The following is a 17,414-nucleotide window of genomic DNA, read 5'->3' as shown; positions in this document are numbered from 1 at the left end:
GCCCGGTGATCGTTTCACACTCGGCGCGGGCTGCTCAGTCGATCTGGTCGGCCAGAGTTTCCAGCACGCGTCGAAGATCGGTCTCGCGGAAGGGCTTCTGCAGCACCAGTGATCCCCGGTGGCTTTCCGACAGGCCGGCTGCGCCGTAGCCACTGGCGAAGGCGAACGGCACGCCGCGGGCCTTCAGGGCGTCGGCGACCGGAAAGATCGGCCGGCCACCCAGATTGACGTCCAGGAGGGCGGCGTCCATCTCGGCCGAGCCGGCTAGGCGCAGGGCTTCCTCGAGTTCCGCTGCAGGTCCGATCACCGTGCAGCCCAGGTCGCTGAGCATGTCCTCGACCAGCATGGAGACCAGGGCTTCGTCTTCGACCACCAGCACCCTCAGTGTGGACAAGGACTTCATGCCGCCAACTCCGTAGCGTTCTGCGAGGACCCGCAGAGAGGCTCAAGGCAAGGCTAGCACAGGTCAGCCGGCTGTCGCGGGGCAGTTGCGGCGGTCATCCATTTTTCACCGGTAAGGGATTGGCAGTCCGTGCACGGATCACGGCGGTTTCGGTGTACCGCAACGGGCCTGAGCCGCCCTTGCCCCAAAGCGTTGCCGCGCTCCGCCGTCAGACCTGGACCCCTTCGTCCAGCTTGGCGCTGATGCGCAGGGCGGTGATCTGGTTCCTCTGCCGACGGAGGACCTGAAACCGGTGCTGGTAGAAGATGAAGGTCTGGCCAGGCTCCGGAATGGTCTGGGCTTCGTGGATCACCAGGCCGGCAATGGTCACGGCCTCGTCTTCGGGCAGGCCCCACTCCATGGCGCGGTTCAGGTCGCGAACCGTCACGTCACCGTCGACATTGACCGACCCGTCCGGCTGTCGGCGCACCCCTTCGACGCTGGTGTCGTGCTCATCGTCGATCTCGCCGACGATCTCCTCGAGAATGTCCTCCAGGGTCACCAGGCCCTGCAGGGCACCATACTCGTCGACGACGAGGGCGAAGTGGCTCTTGCGCTTGAGGAAGGCGTTCAGCTGGTCCTTCAGATTGGTGGTGTCGGGGATGAACCACGGTTCGCGCAGGATGGCGGCAATATCCAGGGCGTCGATGCCGCCCTCCGATTCCGCCAGGGCCCGCAGCAGGTCGCGGGCGTGCAGCACCCCGATGATGTTGTCGGGATCGTCGCGATAGAGCGGGATGCGGGTGTGCTGGGCCTCCAGGGCCTCGGCCACCAGCTCGCGCGGTGACAGGTCGGCGTCGCACATGACCATCGACTTGCGGTGGACCATGATGTCCGAGACGTCCATGTCGGACAGGTCCAGCACCCCGCCCAGCATCCGGCGGTCGCCGCTTTCGACCAGGCCTTCGGAGTGGTGGTATTCGACCGCGCCGCGGATCTCCTCGTGAGCGGCCAGCACGTCGACGGCCATGTCCAGCTTGACGCCGAACAGCCGCAGGGTGCGGCGCACGATCCACTGGATCGCATAGATGATCGGTCCGAACAGTCGCACCACCAGCAGGGTCGGGCCCGACAGGAAGCGCGCCACGTCGTCGGACTTCAGGATCGCCAGGGTCTTGGGCAGCACCTCGGCGAAGACCAGCACCATCACGGTCATCACGGCGGTGGCGACGGCCACGCCCCAGGGGCCCGGTATGGCGGCGGTCAGCACCTGGGTGGTCAGGGCCGAGGCCAGGATATTGATCAGGTTGTTGCCCAGCAGGACCGCCCCGATCATCGTCTCCTGATCCGAGAGCAGCTTGTTGACCCGCTTGGCGGGGCGGTCGCCCTCGCGCTCCAGCTGGTGCATCCGGGCGCGACTGGCGGCCGTCAGCGAGGTCTCGGCGGCCGAGAACAGGGCCGAAATCGCCAGCAGGGCGAGGACGATGGGGGCAAGGCCCAGGAGAGCAGCGATCATGGCGGTGTTCTACGCCCTAGGCCTCGATGGACAAGACCTTCACGCTGCGGATGCGGCCGTCATCCTGCGGGTGCCGCGAGCGGACAGGCTGAAAGTCGGTTCGGGTTGGAAAGCGGACCTAACCCGCCGCCCCGTCCTCGATCAGGAACGCCCTGAGCGCCGCGCGGTCGACGTCCTTGGCCACGAAGGCATCCCCGATGCCGCGCACCAGCACGAAGGTCAGCATGCCGCCCTCGGCCTTCTTGTCCTGGCCGCAGTGGGCGATCAGGGCGTCGGCGGCGAACGGCTCAAGTCGGATGTCGCTCATGCGGGTGGGCAGGCCGGCGGCCTTGATGGCGGCTTCGGCGCGGACGGCGTCCTGGCTGGAGCACAGGCCCTGGCGCGCCGAGAAGCGGAAGGCCTGGGCCATGCCGACCCCGACGGCCTCGCCGTGCTTGAGGGCGTCGCCAAAGCCCATCTCGGCCTCGATGGCGTGGCCGAAGGTGTGGCCGAGGTTCAGGAGGGCGCGGCGACCGGCTTCCTTCTCGTCCTCGGCGACGATCTCGGCCTTCATCTCGACACTGCGGCCGACGGCGCGGACCAGAGCCTCGACATCCCGCTGCAGCACGGCGGCAACGTTGGCCTCCAGCCACTCGAAGAAGGCGAAGTCGCCGAGCAGGCCGTACTTGATGATCTCGGCATAGCCGCAGGCCAGTTCGCGGGCGGGCAGGGTGGTCAGAACGTCGAGGTCGGCCAGCACCAGGCGCGGCTGGTGGAAGGCCCCGATCAGGTTCTTGCCGCGCGGGGTATCGATGGCGGTCTTGCCGCCCACCGAGCTGTCCACCTGGGCCAGCAGGGTGGTGGGAATCTGGATGAAGTCGATGCCGCGCTTGTAGATCGCGGCCGCAAAGCCGGTCAGGTCGCCGACAACCCCGCCGCCGAAGGCGATGATCATGTCGCCGCGCTCCAGCCCAAGGGCCAGCAGCTGATCGGACAGGTCGGCCAGACCTTCGAAGCTCTTGGTCTCCTCGCCGGGCGGCACCACGATCATGTCGACCGCGACGCCGGCCTTGTGCAGGGCCGCCGACAGCCGCTCGCCATGGTGCTCGCCGACGATGGAGTCGGTGACCACGGCCGTGCGCCGGCGCTTGAGCAGGGGGGCGATCAGGTCGCCGGCCCGGTCGATCAGGCCCGTCCCGATCATCACGTCATAGGTGCGGTCGCCCAGGCCGACGGCAACGGTGCGGGTCATGGCTGAAACGACTCCTGGTCCAGACGGTTACGCAGGGCCGCGATCACAGCGTCCACCGCCACGGCGTGCGGCGTGTCGCCGGTCTGGACATGAACATGGGCCTGGGCATAGGCGGGATAGCGGACCTCGGCCAGTTCGGTCAGCACCTCGACCGGGTCGCGGTTCTTGAGCAGGGGGCGCGTATCCTTGCGACCCACCCGGCGGGCCAGAAGCTCGATATCGGCCTTCAGCCAGACCGAAATGGCGTTCTGATTGATCAGGGAGCGGGTCTCGTCATTGATGAAGGCCCCGCCGCCGGTGGCCAGCACGTGCGGCGGCTCCTCGAGCAGACGCGCGATAACCCGGCGCTCGCCATCCCGAAAGGCGGCCTCGCCCAGTTCGGCAAAGATCTCGGCAATCGAACGGCCGGCAGCGCTTTCGACCTCGTTGTCGGCGTCGCGGAACGGCATGTCCAGCGCCTGGGCCAGGCGGCGTCCCACGCTGGACTTGCCCACGCCCATCAGGCCCACCAGCACGATGGTGCGGTGGCGCAGGGGTTCATTCGGGTTGGCGGTGTCGTCGGTCATGATGCGGTCGCGGGTTTACACGAGGCTTGGCCCAAGCGCCAAGTTAAGCTGAACCCGGTTTTGCTGACGGTGGTGTTGGGTCATAACTGGAGCATGAAGTCTCGCATGCGTTCGCACTCTCACCGGGCCATTGTGCCGTTCCTCGTTCTGCTGCTGGCGGGCGGCGCTGCGCCGGCCTTCGCCCAGGTCCAGGTGCAGTCCCTGGCCGCGCCGGACCTGTTCTCGACCCCGGCCGCCCAGACCGATCTTGGACCCGATCTCTGGAAGGACACCGCGCCGGACATTGCCCGCGACGTGCTGCCCCGCCTGGCGGCTCGGCCCCTGTCGCCGGCCTTCGCCGATCTCGCCCTTCGGGTGCTGGCGACCGGGGCGACCGGACCCGCGGGGCTCGGCAATGATCCGGACCTGGCCGCAGCGCGGGCCATGGCCCTGATTGCCCTTGGAGAGGCCCGCGGCGCTGACGCCGTTCTTGACCGTGCGCCCGGCCTCGCCGGCAGCGCGGCCCTGTCCCTGGCCGCAGCCGAGGCGGCCCTGATCAAGGGCGACGACGACAAGGCTTGCCGCATCGGCGACACCCTGACGGTAGATCGCGGGGCCGGCTACTGGTTGCGGCTGCGGGCCTTCTGCCAGGCGCGGGCCGGTCAGGCTGACGCCGCCCAGCTGACCTTTTCCCTGGCCCAGCAACAGACCCGCGATGCAGACTATGCGCGCCTGATGGGGGCGCTGCTTGCGGGCTCCGGCGAGGCGGGGCCGGCCAATCTGCGCAATGGCGTCAACTATGCCCTGTCGCGCAGGCTCGGTCTGGACATCCAGGCGGCGGCCGGCACGGCGTCCTCGGCGCTGAAGCCCGTGCTCCGCGCGCCGAGCGATCTTTCGGCGGGCCTGGCCGGGGCGGATCTGACCGCGATCGAGACCTCTGACCTGGCCTTCCTGCGCCAGGCCAAGGGACTGGCGGCCTTCATTGAGGCAGCGCGAACGGCCTCGACCTCGATCAGGGTCCTGGCCCAGGCGGATGCGCCCCTGCGCGATCCGGTCCTGTTTGCCCGCGCCGCCCTTGCCGCCGGCGACCTGACCACGGCCCAGGCCATTCGCGCGCGCCTGACCCAGGATCAGATCCCCGGGGCGACGATCACCGACCTCGCCCTGCTGGATGCCCTGCTCGCCGCCGCCGCCGGCAAGGCCGACAACCAGGTCCTGGACCGTCTGGTCGAATTGGGGGCCCAGAACGGGGTCAAGTCTCCGGCCCAGCCGGCGGCCCTGCTGCTGGCGACCCTCGGGGGAACCATGAGCGCCCAGGCGCGGGGCCAGTTCGCCAGTTTCGATGTCGGCAAGCCGGCCGGCTCGACGGCCAGGCTGATGTTGCTGGATGAGGCGGCGACCGCCGGGATCAAGGGCGAGGCCGCCTTGCTGGCCCTGGCGGTGGCGGCGGATGCCGGCGTGGCTGGACCCGGTCCGGCCGACCGGGCCCGGATCGCCAAGGCCTTTGGCCGGGTGGGTCTGGCCGGTGATGCCTGGGCTGTGGTGGTCGAAGGCCTGCTGGCCCTGCAACTAGCCCGATGAGCGCCGCCGGCTGGGTCGACGCCTTTCTCGAGATGATGGCTGTCGAGCGCGCCGCCGCCCGCAATACCCTCACGGCCTATGGCAAGGATCTTGACGACGCTAGGGCCTGGCTGGCGAGAGTGGGCGGTGATCTGGATGTCGCCCCGGCCGAGACGATCGAGGCCTATTTCCAGAGCCTGGGTGCCCGGGGACTGTCTCCGGCCACCGCGGCGCGGCGACGCTCGGCTGTGCGCCAGTTCTACCGCTTTGTTCTGGAGGAGGGCTGGCGGGCCGATGATCCCTCGCGGCGGGTAGCGGCCCCCAAGGCCGGGCGGCCCCTGCCCAAGGTGCTGTCGCGCAGCGAGGTCGAAGCTCTGATCGCCGCGGCGACGGATCGGGACGGCGGCCAGGGTCTGCGCCTGGCCTGCATGATCGAACTGCTCTACGCCTCGGGCCTGCGGATTTCCGAGCTCCTGGCCCTGCCGCTCAATGCCCTGGCCCGGGATCCGGCCTTCCTCACGGTGAAGGGCAAGGGCGGCAAGGAGCGGCTGGCCCCCCTGAACCCGCCCGCCCGGACGGCGGTGAAGGCCTATCTGACCGCCCGGCCGCAGTTCCTGCCCAGGGGTGCCAAGGACAGTCCCTGGCTGTTTCCGTCCCGCTCGTCGGCCGGTCGGTTGACGGCGCGGCGGGTGTCGCAACTGCTGGAAGAGGCGGCCATGACCGCCGGCATCGACCGCGAAAAGGTCAGCCCCCACGTCCTGCGCCACGCCTTCGCCACTCACCTGCTCGAGGGAGGTGCTGATCTGCGGGTGATCCAGACCCTGCTGGGCCATGCCGACATCGGCACCACCCAGATCTACACCCATGTGGCCGGCGACCATCTGGCCCAGGTGGTTAGGACCAAGCATCCGCTGGGGCGGAAGGATTGAGCGTCGCCTTGCGCAGGATCTCCGGGCCCTCTAGGAAGCCCCTGCATTTTGTGTGGGTTTCAACCTGACGCCCCGCTCCTACCCAAGGCTCCCCCATGTCGGACGAAACCCGCGACAGCAACGGCACCGTTCTCGCCGACGGCGACAATGTGACCCTGATCAAGGACCTCAAGGTCAAGGGCTCGGGCGGCGTCACGCTGAAGCGCGGCACCCTGGTCAAGAATATCCGCCTGACCGGCGATACCGACGAGATCGAGGCCAATGTCGAAAAGGTTCGCGGCCTTGTCCTGCGCGTCGAGTTCGTCAAGAAGGCCTAACTTAACCTTGGCTTGCTAGGTCTGGCCTCCAGACAGGCGGAGAACCGCCGGAGGAGGCTGGAAGGCCGATGGTGACGGTGACGACGCAGGCGGGCGCCCTGGCGCTGGCTGCCTATGGCAAGAATGCGAAGGACAAGGCGTTGATCGCGCCGCCCAAGGCGGGCGCAACGGCGGTCGCGACGCCGGCCCCGAACTCGCCAGAGGCCCGGAAGGCGGCTGAATCCGCCGAAGCACTCGTCAAGCTCAAGAAGGAGCTGCGGCTCGGCAAGAAGAACGCCATCGGTGACGCCAAGGGTCGGGCCAGGGCCAGGCTCCAGCAGGTGGTCGACCGGCTGAAGCTGCTGAAGAAGATCTACGCCAATGACCCCAAGGCCATGGCCAAGGCTCTGGCCGCTGCGGCCAAGGAGCTGAAGACCGCGGTCAAGGACTACGGCAAGGCCGCCAAGGAGTCCGGCGAACTCTACAGCCAGGACTTCGCCAACCTTCCCGACGCCGCCACCGATCCCGAGGGCGCCGCCAACGCCCGCAAGACCCTCGAGGACGAGGCCAAGATGGATGCCCAGGGCGACCAGGAGTTCATCCAGATGACGCGTGAGGTCAGCCGGGGCCTGAGGGACGAACTGAATACCGCCAAGACCAAGGGCATCCTGACCCAGCCAGGCAGGTTCGAGCGCTCCGACGAGGTCAATGAGGCCGAGGAAGAACTGAAGGGTCTCGACAAGATGACCGAGGACCTGGATCAGCAGGTTCGCCAGGACATGCCGCCGGGCAGCCTTCTCAAGCTTGCAGCCTGACCCGTCAGGCCGCCAGTTGCGGCCGCCGGGCCAGCCAGCGGTCAGCGCCGCCAAAGGCACCAGCCGCCAGAATGAGCAGGCCGAAGGCCAGGGCGTAAAGCCAGGCCATCTGCGGGTGCACCAGATAGGGGCCTTTCACGGCCGTCATGGCCAGGGCGTTGGCGGTGTTGATCAGCAGCCCCGTTCCGGCTGCGAGGGCCAGGAGCCTTAACCGGCCATGGGCCAGGAACCAGGCCGACAGGGCGAAGGCCAAGGTCATGGCGACCAGGGCGACGACATGCCAGACGGGCAGCAGACCTATGCCCTGCAGCGCCTCCTCGGCGCTATGGCCGCGAAAGATCGGGAAACGGCCCGCCCAGCCGTTCGTGCCGTGGGTCTTGAGGTCCTCGATGATCGCCACCCAGTACAGCAGGAAGGCGATGTGGACCCCGGCGGTCAGCACGGTGACGACCGTGACGCCAAAGCGGCCGAGGACGAGGGCGATGCGCATGGGCGAGATCCTTTGGTGATAGGCGGTCAGGACGCAACCGGCCGCGAAGGCCAGGGCTGCACGGGGATCGTTGATTTCAGACACCTCGGCCTGCATCGCCGCCGTCCAGTCGTGGCGCGGTTCAGGCATGACGGTCGCAGCATGCTGCATCAGCAGGTGGGCGAGGGTCATCGCGTGCCTTCCCATGCCGGGCCGGCCTCATCCACAGGGGCGGGGCTGTCGGCCGCGCGCTGGCGGGCAAGGGCCGCGCCGGCGTCGGTCAGTCGGTAGGCATGTCTGGGCGGCCGACCCGGTTGCAGGGGCTGGCGCCATTCGGAGTCCAGCAGGCCCTGGTCGCTGAGCCGCATCAGCAGCGGATAGAGGGTGCCCGACTTGAGGCCGGTCTGTTTGCTCAGGTCATAGCCGTAGCGCCAGGCCTGGGGCTGCTCCAGGAGCACGGTCAGAAGCGCGCGTGTCTGGCGGGAGATGTTGGGTGGCCGGGTCATGTAGCCATATTCAATATATGTAGAGTTTGAGTCGAGGGGGCGGACGATACCCCCTGACATCGGTCACCGCAGGGCCCATATTGGCATCAACCGGAATGTTGGAGATGCCCCATGAAGACGCGGAAACTCGGCAACGGCCTTGAGGTCTCAGCCATCGGTTTGGGCTGCATGGGCATGAGCTGGGCCTATGGTCCGGCCCCCGACAAGGCGGAAACCTTCAGGGTCCTGGCCCGGGCCGTCGATCTGGGCGTCACCTTCTTCGACACGGCTGAGGTCTATGGCCCCTTCGTCAATGAGGAACTGGTCGGCGAGGGCCTGAAGCCGTTCCGCGACAAGGTCGTCATCGCCACCAAGTTCGGCTTCAAGATCAATCCGCCGGACGAAGCGGGCGTGCGGCGCATGGTCGGGGTCGACAGTCGGCCGGAGCATATTCGCGCCGTGGCCGAGGCGTCGCTGAAGCGCCTCGGCGTTGAGGTGATCGATCTCCTGTACCAGCACCGCGTCGATCCCAATGTGCCGATCGAGGATGTGGCCGGGGCGGTCAAGGATCTGATCGCCGAGGGCAAGGTCAAGCATTTCGGGCTCTCCGAGGCAGGGGCGGCGACCCTGCGCAAGGCCCATGCGGTGCAGCCGGTTGCGGCCCTGCAAAGCGAGTACTCGCTGTGGACCCGCGGCGTTGAGGCCGAGATCCTGCCGACCCTGCGCGAGCTGGGGATTGGTCTGGTGCCCTATAGCCCGCTTGGCCGGGGTTTTCTGACGGGGACCCTGACCAGCGATGCGGGACTGGCCAAGGATGACTTCCGGCGTGGCCTGCCGCGCTTCCAGGGCGAGGCCCTGAGCAAGAACCTGAGCCTGGTCGAGGCCCTGACCCTGATCGCGGGCGAGAAGGGGATCACGCCGGCCCAGCTGGCCCTGGCCTGGCTGCTGCATCAGGGCCCGGACATTGTGCCCATCCCCGGAACCACCAAGGCCGCCCGGGTGGAAGAGAATGCCGGTGCCGTTGACGTGGTGCTGTCGGCCGAGGACCTGTCGCGGATTGCCGCCGCCGTGCCGGAATCCGCCGTCGAAGGCGAGCGCTACAACGAGATCGGTCTGGCGATGGTCGGGCGATAGTCAATCAGAGGGCCATCGACAGGCGGGGCGACTTTTCCTAACTAGGCAGGGACGTTCCCGGCCTGCAAGCGCCTGCTTGAGACGTCTTGAATCCAGTTGGTCGCAAGCGGTGCCGTTCGATGAGCATGATGAATTTCGCGATCTATTTCGCGGGCGACGGCTATTCGACCGACAAGAAGATCATGGGGCGGCAAAGTGCCGGCAAGGCCCTGATCAAGGGTGTGGCTCGCCGGTGGAAGACTGACGCTGTCTATGGCTACGGGCAACGGGCCGCCGCTCACGTGATGATCGAGCAGCTGAAAGGGGATGGCTATGCCGGCTCCCTTCACTGGCAGGATTCAACTGGACGGCGCATCCTTGCAGAACGGGGCGCGCTCTACATGCCGGGCCCGTTGCCGCAGGATTCCGCCCATGGCCGAAACCTGGTCGGAAGTACGGCCTATAGTCTGGTGGGCGTAACCCATACGCTGTCGTCCGCAAACGCCATGAGGCAGGTCGCTGAGGTGGCCCTGCCGCCTTTCAAGCCCTGGGACGCCCTGATCTGCACCTCCAGTGCCGCCCTGTCCGTCGTCACCAAGTTGCAGGATGAGCTCAAGACCTGGCATGCCGACAATACCGGAGCCACGCGATTCAACTCGCCCGCCCTGCCGGTCATCCCGCTCGGGATCAATGTGCCGGATTTCGAGCGCAATGACACTCAGCGGATCGCCGCGCGCCAGACCCTTGGACTGGGCGCGGACGAGATCGCCTTCCTTTTCGCAGGCCGCATCACCTTCCACGGCAAGGCCAGCCCGGTCGCCTGCTATCAGGCCCTGGAGGCGGCCTGCCAACGCACCGGCAAGGCCCTGGTCTGTATCGAAGCGGGCATCTATCCCAATGCGGGCGTGCAGAACGCTGTCGAGGAGGCGCAACGGTTCTTCGCGCCCAGCGTCCGGTTTCAGCATGTCGATGGCAATGACAGCGGCCTCTATGACAAGGCCTGGAAAGCCGCTGACGTCTTCGTTTCGCTCTCCGACAACATCCAGGAGACGTTCGGCCTGACGCCGGTCGAGGCCATGGCGGCCGGCATTCCCGTGCTGGTCAGCGACTGGGACGGCTACAAGGACACGGTTCGTGACGGCGTCGATGGCTATCGCGTTCCGGTGACCCTGCCGGCCGCCGGCAGCGGTACGGACCTGGCCATGAATTACGCCTTGGGTCGCGACAACTACGACTACTACATCGGCCGGGTGAGCATGGCGACGGTCGTTGATCTGCCGGCCCTGACCGATCGGGTTGTGGCTCTGGCGGAGAGCTCGGATCTCCGGGAGACCCTCGGGGCCGCCGGCCAGAAGCGGGCCAGGGAAATCTATGATTGGCCGATCATCCTGGGGCGCTATGTCGAGATGATCGATGGGCTTGGGGAACTGCGCAAGGCGGCTGCGTCTACAGCGCCACTGCCCTGGCCGACCCGGCCCGATCCGTTTGAGCTGTTCTCTCACTATCCGAGCCAGGTGCTGGATGAGAGCCGTATTGTCGCGGTTCACCTGCAGCGGGCCGAGGCGATCGAGACCTTCCTGGAACTGGGTGTGGCTCGGTATGTGATCGATCCGGTCACCCTGCCGCGGGATACCATTGTCGAGGTCCTCCGGCAGGCCGCGGCGACGCCGAGCACCATCGCCGCGCTGGTTCGGGGAACCCAGGGTGCCTCCCCGACGCGGATGAGAGCGTTCATGTGGCTCTACAAGCTGGGTCTGGTGTCGCTGGTACCCTGATGCTGAACGGCCGCTTCGTCAGGCGGTTGGGGCGGACAGGGTCGTGGTTCTGACGCTGACGGCACCGTCGCAGGCGTTGCAGCGCACCGTCGGAACCAGCCTGGCCCCGCAGGCATGGGTCAGGATTTCCGGCGGGCCGGCCTCGCCCGAGAGCCAGCGATCGCCCCAGGCCATCAGGGCGGCAATCAGGGGGAAGAAGTCCCGGCCCTCACGGGTCAGCCTGTATTCCCAGCGGTCGGGCCGGGTCTGGTAGAGCCGCTTTTCGAGCATGCCGCGCTCGACCAGGCGCGACAGCCGGTCGGTGAGAATATTGCTGGCCACCTTCAGTTCGGCCTGGATGTCCTTGAAGCGGGTCAGGCCATAGAAGCTGGCCGCCACCAGATGGGCGGTCCAGCGGTCGCCCAGCACCTCGATCGACCGCTCGAGCATCGGATGGAAGGGGACGCCGCCGACACCATCCGAGCCCGGGATATCGCTGGCCCGGCGCGAATGGCGGGCACGCGGGGCCGGCTCGACGCCGGCACCGGGACCGGGCTGCAGGCTGATGTCCCGCACCTTCACCGGGGCGGCGCAGGCCTGGCAGACCAGGACCGGTCGAAGCGCCTGTCCACACGGGCTGTGAACAATCTGGTGGGAGGGGCAGTCGGGGTCCAGCCGCCAGCGCATCTCCCAGCCGAGCAGCATCAGGGCCGAGTCATAGAGGTCCAGGCCCATGGCGGTCAGATGGTACTCGTGCCGTAAGGGGCGGGTCTGGTAGGGGCGTCGTTCCAGAATGCCTGCCGCCTCAAGCCGACCCAGGCGGTCGACCAGCAGGGAGCGAGCCATTCCGGTCATGGCGATGAAACCGTCAAAGCGGTTGACGCCGTTGAAGGCCGCATAGAGCACCAGCAGGGTCCAGCGGTCGCCGATCAGGTTCAGGGCCCGCGCGGCCGAACTGTTTCGCACGAGGGTCGGCGTCGCGGAGGCGACTGTCGCAGTCTGGACCATGCGGCTTGGTGCGCTGCCCCGCATCGAACTGTCAACGCCGGCCATGGACTCAGGGAAGGTCGCTTGTATAGTCAGACTGACTGGTGACGGCTCGGGAGGCGGCCTTGGTCTATCTATTGGGCGGATGGCAGAGCGATTTCTCAGCCAATTGGAGCCGCCAGGGCCGTGAACTGGTCGATGCCTTTGCCGAGGCGGTCGGCGAGGGTCTGGACGCCGCGCAACTGGATCCTGAAGAGATCGAAACCGGCCATGTCGGCAATTTCGCCGGTGAGCTGTTCGCGGGGCAGGGTCTTCTGGGCGGCATGTTCGGTCAGGTGCATCCGGCCTTTGACGGTCTGCCGACCGCCCGCCATGAAGCGGCCTGCGCCTCGGGCAGTGTGGCCATCCTGGCGGCGACCGCCGAGATCGAGGCGGGCCGCTACGACCTGGCCTGCGTCGTGGGCATCGAGCAGATGCGCAATGTGCCTGGTCAGAAGGCCGCCGAGAATCTGGGCAGCGCCGCCTGGGCCGGCCACGAGTTCCAGGACGCCCGCTTCCTGTGGCCCCGGGCCTTTTCCGACCTCGCCGACGAGTATGACCGTCGCTACGGCCTGAAGTACGAGCACCTGATGGCGATCTCGGAGATCAATTTCGCCAATGGCCGCCGCAACCCCAACGCCCAGACCCGCGACTGGCGGTTCGGCTCCGAGGCCTTTACCGAGAACGACGAGACCAATCCGGTGGTTGAGGGGCGTACTCGCAAGCAGGACTGCGGCCAGGTCACGGATGGCACAGCGGTGGTGTTCCTGGCCTCGGCCGAACGCGCCAGGGCCTATGCCGACAAGCGCGGGATCGCGCTGGAGAGCCTTCCGCGGATCAAGGGCTGGGGTCATCGCTCGGCCCCGATCAGCTATGCCCGCAAGATCGAAAACAGCCGCCATGAGCCCTATGTCTTCCCGCAGGTGCGCCGCGCCATCCTTGATGCCCGCGCCAGGGCCGGGATCGCCGACGACGTGTCAGGCATCGACGCGGTCGAGACCCATGACTGCTTCACCGCCACCGAATACATGGCCATCGACCATCTGGGCCTGACCGCGCCGGGCGAAAGCTGGAAGGCCATCGAGGCCGGCGACATCGCCCATGGCGGCCGGCTGCCGATCAATCCGTCCGGCGGCCTGATCGGGGCGGGCCATCCCGTCGGCGCCACGGGCGTGCGCATGGCCCTCGACGCCTTCAAGCAGGTCACCGGTAAGGCCGGCGACTATCAGGTGGACGGGGCCAGGACGGTGCAGACCCTGAACATCGGTGGATCCACCACAACGACGGTGAGTTTGGTCGTGGGGCTATAGGTCGAACGGAAGCTCCTCCCCCTCTTGGGGGAGGTGTCGGCGAAGCCGACGGAGGGGGCAAGCTGGAGGTCGGTCGCGTTGGCCCCTTCAGACGCTCCGCGACAGCTCCCCCTGAGGGGGAGCATCTATTTTATCAGGACGACAATGACATCTCTGCTCCAACTCCTGGCCGTCAATGCCGCCGTTTCGGCCGCCGCCTTCTTCGTGCTGTGGCTGATCGGCCTGAGGCTGAAGGATGTGAGCTTCGTCGACAGCTGGTGGGGCCTGGGCATGGGCCTGATCGCCCTGACCTCGTGGCTGCAGATGGGGCCGACGCCGCACGGCACCCTGCTGCTGGTCCTCTGCGCCGTCTGGGCGCTTCGACTGGGCGGCTATCTGCTGTGGCGCTGGCGCAAGAACGGGCCGGACCGCCGCTATGTGACCATGATGGCCCTGGCGGAGAGCGAGCGGAAATGGAGCTTCGCCAAGGCGTCCCTGCTGCTGGTCTTTGCCCTGCAATATGCCCTGCAGTTCGTGATCGCCCTGCCGGTCCAGCTGGGCCACGGCTCGGCCGCGCCGCTGGGTACCCTAGCCTATGTCGGTACCGCCATTGCGGTGGTCGGTATTCTGTTCGAGACCATCGGCGATGCCCAGCTGACGGCCTTCAAGGCCAGGCCGGAAAACGCCGGCAAGGTGATGGACAAGGGCCTGTGGCGCTATACTCGCCACCCCAACTATTTCGGCGACGCCTGCGTCTGGTGGGGTCTGTATCTGATCGCCGCCGGGACGGGCCTCGGTGCCTGGACCCTGCCGGCTCCGATCCTGATGACCTTCCTGCTGACCAAGTGGAGCGGCGTGCCCACCGTCGAGGGCCGCATGCGCCGCAAGCGTCCGGACTACGAGGCCTATGTGCAGCGGACCTCGGGCTTCGTGCCGTGGTTTCCGAAGACCTGAACCTTCTCCCGGAGGGAGAAGGAGGGGCCCGCGCCAAAGGCGTGGGAGGATGAGGGGTTAAGGCGGTCGACGGCGTGCCGGCACACCGGTTGACGGTGTAACCCCTCACCTCCCACCGCGTTGCGGCGGGTCCCTCCTCTCCCTATGGGAGAGGCTTAAGAAGGTCCCGCCCCGCCCAGACGCTATGCGTCCCGCTGCTCAGCTTGTGGGGCAGGGCGATGCGGCAAACCACCTCGAAGCGCTTGGCGTCGACCAGCACGCACTCGGAAGTGCCCTGGTTCTCGTCGATGATGAAGCTGACCAGATAGCCGTCGTCCTCGTCCACGGCTCCCACGCGCGGGGCGAAGGGGGCCTCGCTGGCATAGCGGCCTTCAGGCAGCTGGATCGACCAGCTCTCGCCGGTTTCCAGGTCGTGCTTGACGAAGCCGTTGAACAGGAACCAGCCGGGCTTGGCGGTGGTCGAATAGGCATAGCGATAGGGCTTGCCGGCATATTGCTGGTTGAACATCCCGAACTCGAGGATGCGCTCGTCCAGATGGCCCTCGGTGGTCTCGCCGGTCTTCAGGTTGAAGCGCCAGCGGTGCAGCTTGGGCCGGAAGCTGTGCTCGTCCAGATAGGCCATCAGATGGCCGTGGCCGTCGGGGGCGTCCTCCAGCGGGCGCGGCGTCGGGTTTTCCTGAAAATAGCCGTCGAGGACGATCTCGTCGCCGTCCTCATAGGCATTGAGCCAGTGCAGCACATAGGTCGGCGCGGCCTCGAACCACTGCACCGGCCCGCCGTGACGCGGCACGATCCCGAACCGGGAGGGCACGCCCTTGTGCAGGCGCACGGCGTGGATGTCGCGCTCCAAGAGGTTCTGATCCCAGAACACGGGCAGGTCGTTGAGGATCGAATAGTTCTTGGTGAAGGCCATGTCGTGCGGCAGGCGCGGGCCCGGCAGATCGATGGCCTGATAGGTGGTGCGCTTGCCCGAGGCGTCGACCACGCCGTAGTGCATGTAGGGGGCGTGCTTGGAATAGTTGAAGAACAATAGCTCGCCGGTGGCCTCGTCGACCTTGGGATGGGCCGAGACGCCGTCCAGCGGGGCCCAGGCGGCGACGCCGAGATTTTCCAGGGTCAGGGGATCCAGCCGATAGGCTTCGCCGCACTGGTAGAAGGTGGCAATGGCCTCGCCGCCATGCACGACGATGTCGGTGCTTCCGGTGTCCTTCAGGCTGCCATGCGCCCCGAAGCCGGGACGCTTTGAGGTGCCCGGTCCATCGGCCAGTCCGCCCCACAGGCTCTCGCCGGCTTCCTGCTCCGCCTCAAAGCCGCGGGTGCGGATGAAGCGGTTGCGATAGGTCGCCTGGCCATCGCGGAATTCGATCTGGTGGACCATGCCGTCCCCGTCGAAGGGGTGGTAGCGGCCCAGGGGCGCGTGCACGGGATTTTCCGTGTTGCGAAGATAGACGCCGTCGATATCGGTCGGGATCGCGCCCTCCAGAACCTTCAGGTCCCAGGCATTGACCTCCTCGTGCTGCGGCGTCCAGGCCCCGGTCATATAGGGGTGGTTGGTGTGGCCGAGCGAGGTGCGGACGGGCGGCAGGCGTTCGATCTTCATGGCGGACCTCATGGGAGACCCGCCATCCTACCGCCCGTCAGTCTCGTTGTGCAAGTAAGTCTGGATCAGCGCGCCGCGCTGACCCGCCAGATGACATTACCCACATCGTCGGCTACCAGCAGGGCCCCGACCCGGTCGACGACGACGCCCACGGGGCGGCCCTGGGCCTCGCCCTTGGCGTTTAGGAATCCGGTCAGGAAATCCTCGGTTTCACCGGCAGGCTTGCCGCCGGCGAACGGGATGAACACCACCTTGTAGCCGGACTGCGGAATGCGGTTCCACGAGCCGTGCTGGCCGATGAAGACGCCGTTGCGGTAACGCTCGGGGAAGGCTGCGCCCTCATAGAAGGTCAGGCCCAGCGAGGCCGTGTGGGACCCCAGGGCGTAGTCGGGCTTGATGGCCTCGGCGACCAGGTCCGGCCGCGGCGGCTTGACCCGCGCATCCACCGTCTGGCCGAAATAGCTGTAGGGCCAGCCATAGAATCCGCCGTCCTTGACCGAGGTCATGTAGTCGGGAACCAGGTCGTTGCCGATCTCGTCGCGCTCATTGACGGAGGTCCACAGTGCGCCGGTAATCGGGTTCCAGCCCATGCCAACAGGGTTGCGGATGCCCGAGGCGAAGACGCGGCTGGCGCCGGTGGCGATATCGACCTCAAGGATTCCCGCGCGGCGCTCCTCGGCCGCCATGCCGTTCTCGCCGACATTGCTGTTGGAGCCGACGCCCGCATAGAGCTTGGTTCCGTCCGGACTGGCGATCAGGCTCTTGGTCCAGTGGTGATTGATCGGGCCGGCCGGCAGATCGGCGATCTTGCGCGCCGGAGCGGCGATGCTCGTCGCGCCCGCCACATAGGGGAAGGCGACCACGGCGTCGGTATTGGCCACATAGAGCGTGTCGCCGACCAGGGCCATGCCGAAGGGCGAATTCAGGCCGGTGAGGAACGGGGTCTTGAGCTCGGCCACGCCGTCGCCGTCGGCATCGCGCAGCAGGGAGATGCGGTTGGCGCTGGGCGTCTTGGCCCCGGCCTTGCCCATGATCTGCTGTTCGGCCCAGGCCCGGATGTCGAAGCCCTTCTTCTTTTCCTTGGGCGGACCATTGGTTTCGGCGACCAGCACATCGCCATTGGGCAGCACCAGCAGCCAGCGCGGATGGTCCAGACCCGCCGCGAAGGCCTGAACCTTGAAGCCGGGCAGGGCCACGGGCTTTGCGCCCTCCGCCCAGCGGTTGACCGGCGACACCTTGACGGTCGGAAGCAGGGTCTTGGTCGGTGCGGGCAGGACCGGGTTGGGGCCATAGCCGCCGGTCGCCGACGGAGACTCGCCTTGGCTGCAGCCGGCCAGGGCCGTCAAAGCGAGGATCGTGAGGGCGGCGGGGCGGCGAAGGCTCGGCATGATGTTCTCCCTGGGACCCGGCAGTAACGCGCCAAGGCGTTCCGCGTTCTCTGGCGGACCGG

17 protein-coding genes are annotated in these 17,414 nt (G+C 67.2%); 8 read left to right on the top strand and 9 right to left on the bottom strand.

Annotation, left to right across the window (positions count from 1 at the left end; genetic code table 11):
• Positions 1-34 precede the first annotated feature (34 nt).
• The 4 genes from AQ619_RS13300 to AQ619_RS13285 all read right to left on the bottom strand — a co-directional run bounded on the left by AQ619_RS13300 (position 35) and on the right by AQ619_RS13285 (position 3,695).
• Entirely contained in the window at positions 35-403 is a 369-nt protein-coding gene (locus tag AQ619_RS13300) for a response regulator (RefSeq protein ID WP_062148478.1), read from the bottom strand.
• A gap of 208 nt (positions 404-611) precedes the next feature.
• Positions 612-1,898, bottom strand: a complete 1,287-nt coding sequence (locus AQ619_RS13295) for an HlyC/CorC family transporter (RefSeq protein ID WP_062148475.1) — start codon at positions 1,896-1,898, stop codon at positions 612-614.
• Positions 1,899-2,016: 118 nt separating this feature from the next.
• Entirely contained in the window at positions 2,017-3,129 is a 1,113-nt protein-coding gene (gene aroB, locus AQ619_RS13290; protein ID WP_062148473.1) for a 3-dehydroquinate synthase, read from the bottom strand.
• Positions 3,126-3,695, bottom strand: a complete 570-nt coding sequence (locus AQ619_RS13285) for a shikimate kinase (protein WP_084746024.1) — start codon at positions 3,693-3,695, stop codon at positions 3,126-3,128. The genes aroB and AQ619_RS13285 overlap by 4 nt, the downstream gene beginning before the upstream one ends.
• 105 nt (positions 3,696-3,800) lie before the next feature.
• Here AQ619_RS13285 and AQ619_RS13280 point away from each other — a divergent pair, with 105 nt between their 5' ends.
• The 4 genes from AQ619_RS13280 (at position 3,801) to AQ619_RS13265 (ending at position 7,274) form a co-directional block, all read left to right on the top strand.
• Positions 3,801-5,255: a hypothetical protein gene (locus AQ619_RS13280; protein ID WP_236849475.1), complete on the top strand. Its 1,455-nt coding sequence runs from the start codon at positions 3,801-3,803 to the stop codon at positions 5,253-5,255.
• Positions 5,252-6,163 (top strand): site-specific tyrosine recombinase XerD, encoded by a 912-nt coding sequence (locus AQ619_RS13275; RefSeq protein ID WP_062148469.1) that lies wholly within the window; start codon positions 5,252-5,254, stop codon positions 6,161-6,163. The genes AQ619_RS13280 and AQ619_RS13275 overlap by 4 nt, the downstream gene beginning before the upstream one ends.
• Positions 6,164-6,258: 95 nt before the next feature.
• Positions 6,259-6,480, top strand: a complete 222-nt coding sequence (locus tag AQ619_RS13270; RefSeq protein ID WP_062148466.1) for an alkylphosphonate utilization protein — start codon at positions 6,259-6,261, stop codon at positions 6,478-6,480.
• A 68-nt stretch (positions 6,481-6,548) separates the two neighbouring features.
• Positions 6,549-7,274, top strand: coding sequence for a hypothetical protein (locus AQ619_RS13265; RefSeq protein ID WP_062148463.1), 726 nt, complete (start codon positions 6,549-6,551; stop codon positions 7,272-7,274).
• 4 nt (positions 7,275-7,278) lie between these two features.
• On the opposite strand, the gene AQ619_RS13260 is transcribed toward AQ619_RS13265, so the two are convergent.
• Together AQ619_RS13260 and AQ619_RS13255 are read right to left on the bottom strand one after the other, a co-directional pair.
• Positions 7,279-7,935: a hypothetical protein gene (locus AQ619_RS13260; protein ID WP_062148460.1), complete on the bottom strand. Its 657-nt coding sequence runs from the start codon at positions 7,933-7,935 to the stop codon at positions 7,279-7,281.
• Entirely contained in the window at positions 7,932-8,249 is a 318-nt protein-coding gene (locus tag AQ619_RS13255; RefSeq protein WP_062148457.1) for a PadR family transcriptional regulator, read from the bottom strand. Before AQ619_RS13255 ends, AQ619_RS13260 begins: the two co-directional genes overlap by 4 nt.
• A gap of 111 nt (positions 8,250-8,360) precedes the next feature.
• Here AQ619_RS13255 and AQ619_RS13250 point away from each other — a divergent pair, with 111 nt between their 5' ends.
• Positions 8,361-9,362 (top strand): aldo/keto reductase, encoded by a 1,002-nt coding sequence (locus tag AQ619_RS13250; RefSeq protein ID WP_062148454.1) that lies wholly within the window; start codon positions 8,361-8,363, stop codon positions 9,360-9,362.
• 119 nt (positions 9,363-9,481) lie between these two features.
• Complete coding sequence (locus AQ619_RS13245) at positions 9,482-11,116, top strand: glycosyltransferase family 4 protein (protein WP_062148451.1); 1,635 nt, start codon at positions 9,482-9,484, stop codon at positions 11,114-11,116.
• 18 nt (positions 11,117-11,134) lie between these two features.
• On the opposite strand, the gene AQ619_RS13240 is transcribed toward AQ619_RS13245, so the two are convergent.
• Positions 11,135-12,103, bottom strand: coding sequence for a winged helix-turn-helix transcriptional regulator (locus AQ619_RS13240; RefSeq protein WP_062148448.1), 969 nt, complete (start codon positions 12,101-12,103; stop codon positions 11,135-11,137).
• Between the two features lie 104 nt (positions 12,104-12,207).
• On the opposite strand from AQ619_RS13240, the gene AQ619_RS13235 reads away from it, so the two are divergent.
• Positions 12,208-13,431 carry an acetyl-CoA acetyltransferase gene (locus tag AQ619_RS13235; RefSeq protein ID WP_062148447.1) on the top strand — a complete coding sequence of 408 codons (1,224 nt, stop codon included), beginning with the start codon at positions 12,208-12,210 and terminating at the stop codon, positions 13,429-13,431.
• 144 nt (positions 13,432-13,575) lie between these two features.
• Entirely contained in the window at positions 13,576-14,364 is a 789-nt protein-coding gene (locus AQ619_RS13230; protein ID WP_062148444.1) for a DUF1295 domain-containing protein, read from the top strand.
• Positions 14,365-14,506: 142 nt separating this feature from the next.
• On the opposite strand, the gene AQ619_RS13225 is transcribed toward AQ619_RS13230, so the two are convergent.
• Positions 14,507-15,964, bottom strand: a complete 1,458-nt coding sequence (locus AQ619_RS13225) for a carotenoid oxygenase family protein (protein WP_062148441.1) — start codon at positions 15,962-15,964, stop codon at positions 14,507-14,509.
• A 65-nt stretch (positions 15,965-16,029) separates the two neighbouring features.
• On the bottom strand, positions 16,030-17,352 hold the full coding sequence (locus AQ619_RS13220; protein ID WP_062148438.1) for a PQQ-dependent sugar dehydrogenase: 1,323 nt from the start codon (positions 17,350-17,352) through the stop codon (positions 16,030-16,032).
• Positions 17,353-17,414 lie beyond the last annotated feature (62 nt).

The organism is Caulobacter henricii (assembly GCF_001414055.1).
Taxonomy (GTDB): Bacteria; Pseudomonadota; Alphaproteobacteria; order Caulobacterales; family Caulobacteraceae; genus Caulobacter; species Caulobacter henricii.
Note: the sequence above shows the minus strand (reverse complement) of the source record. Positions and strands in the feature narration are given on the sequence as shown.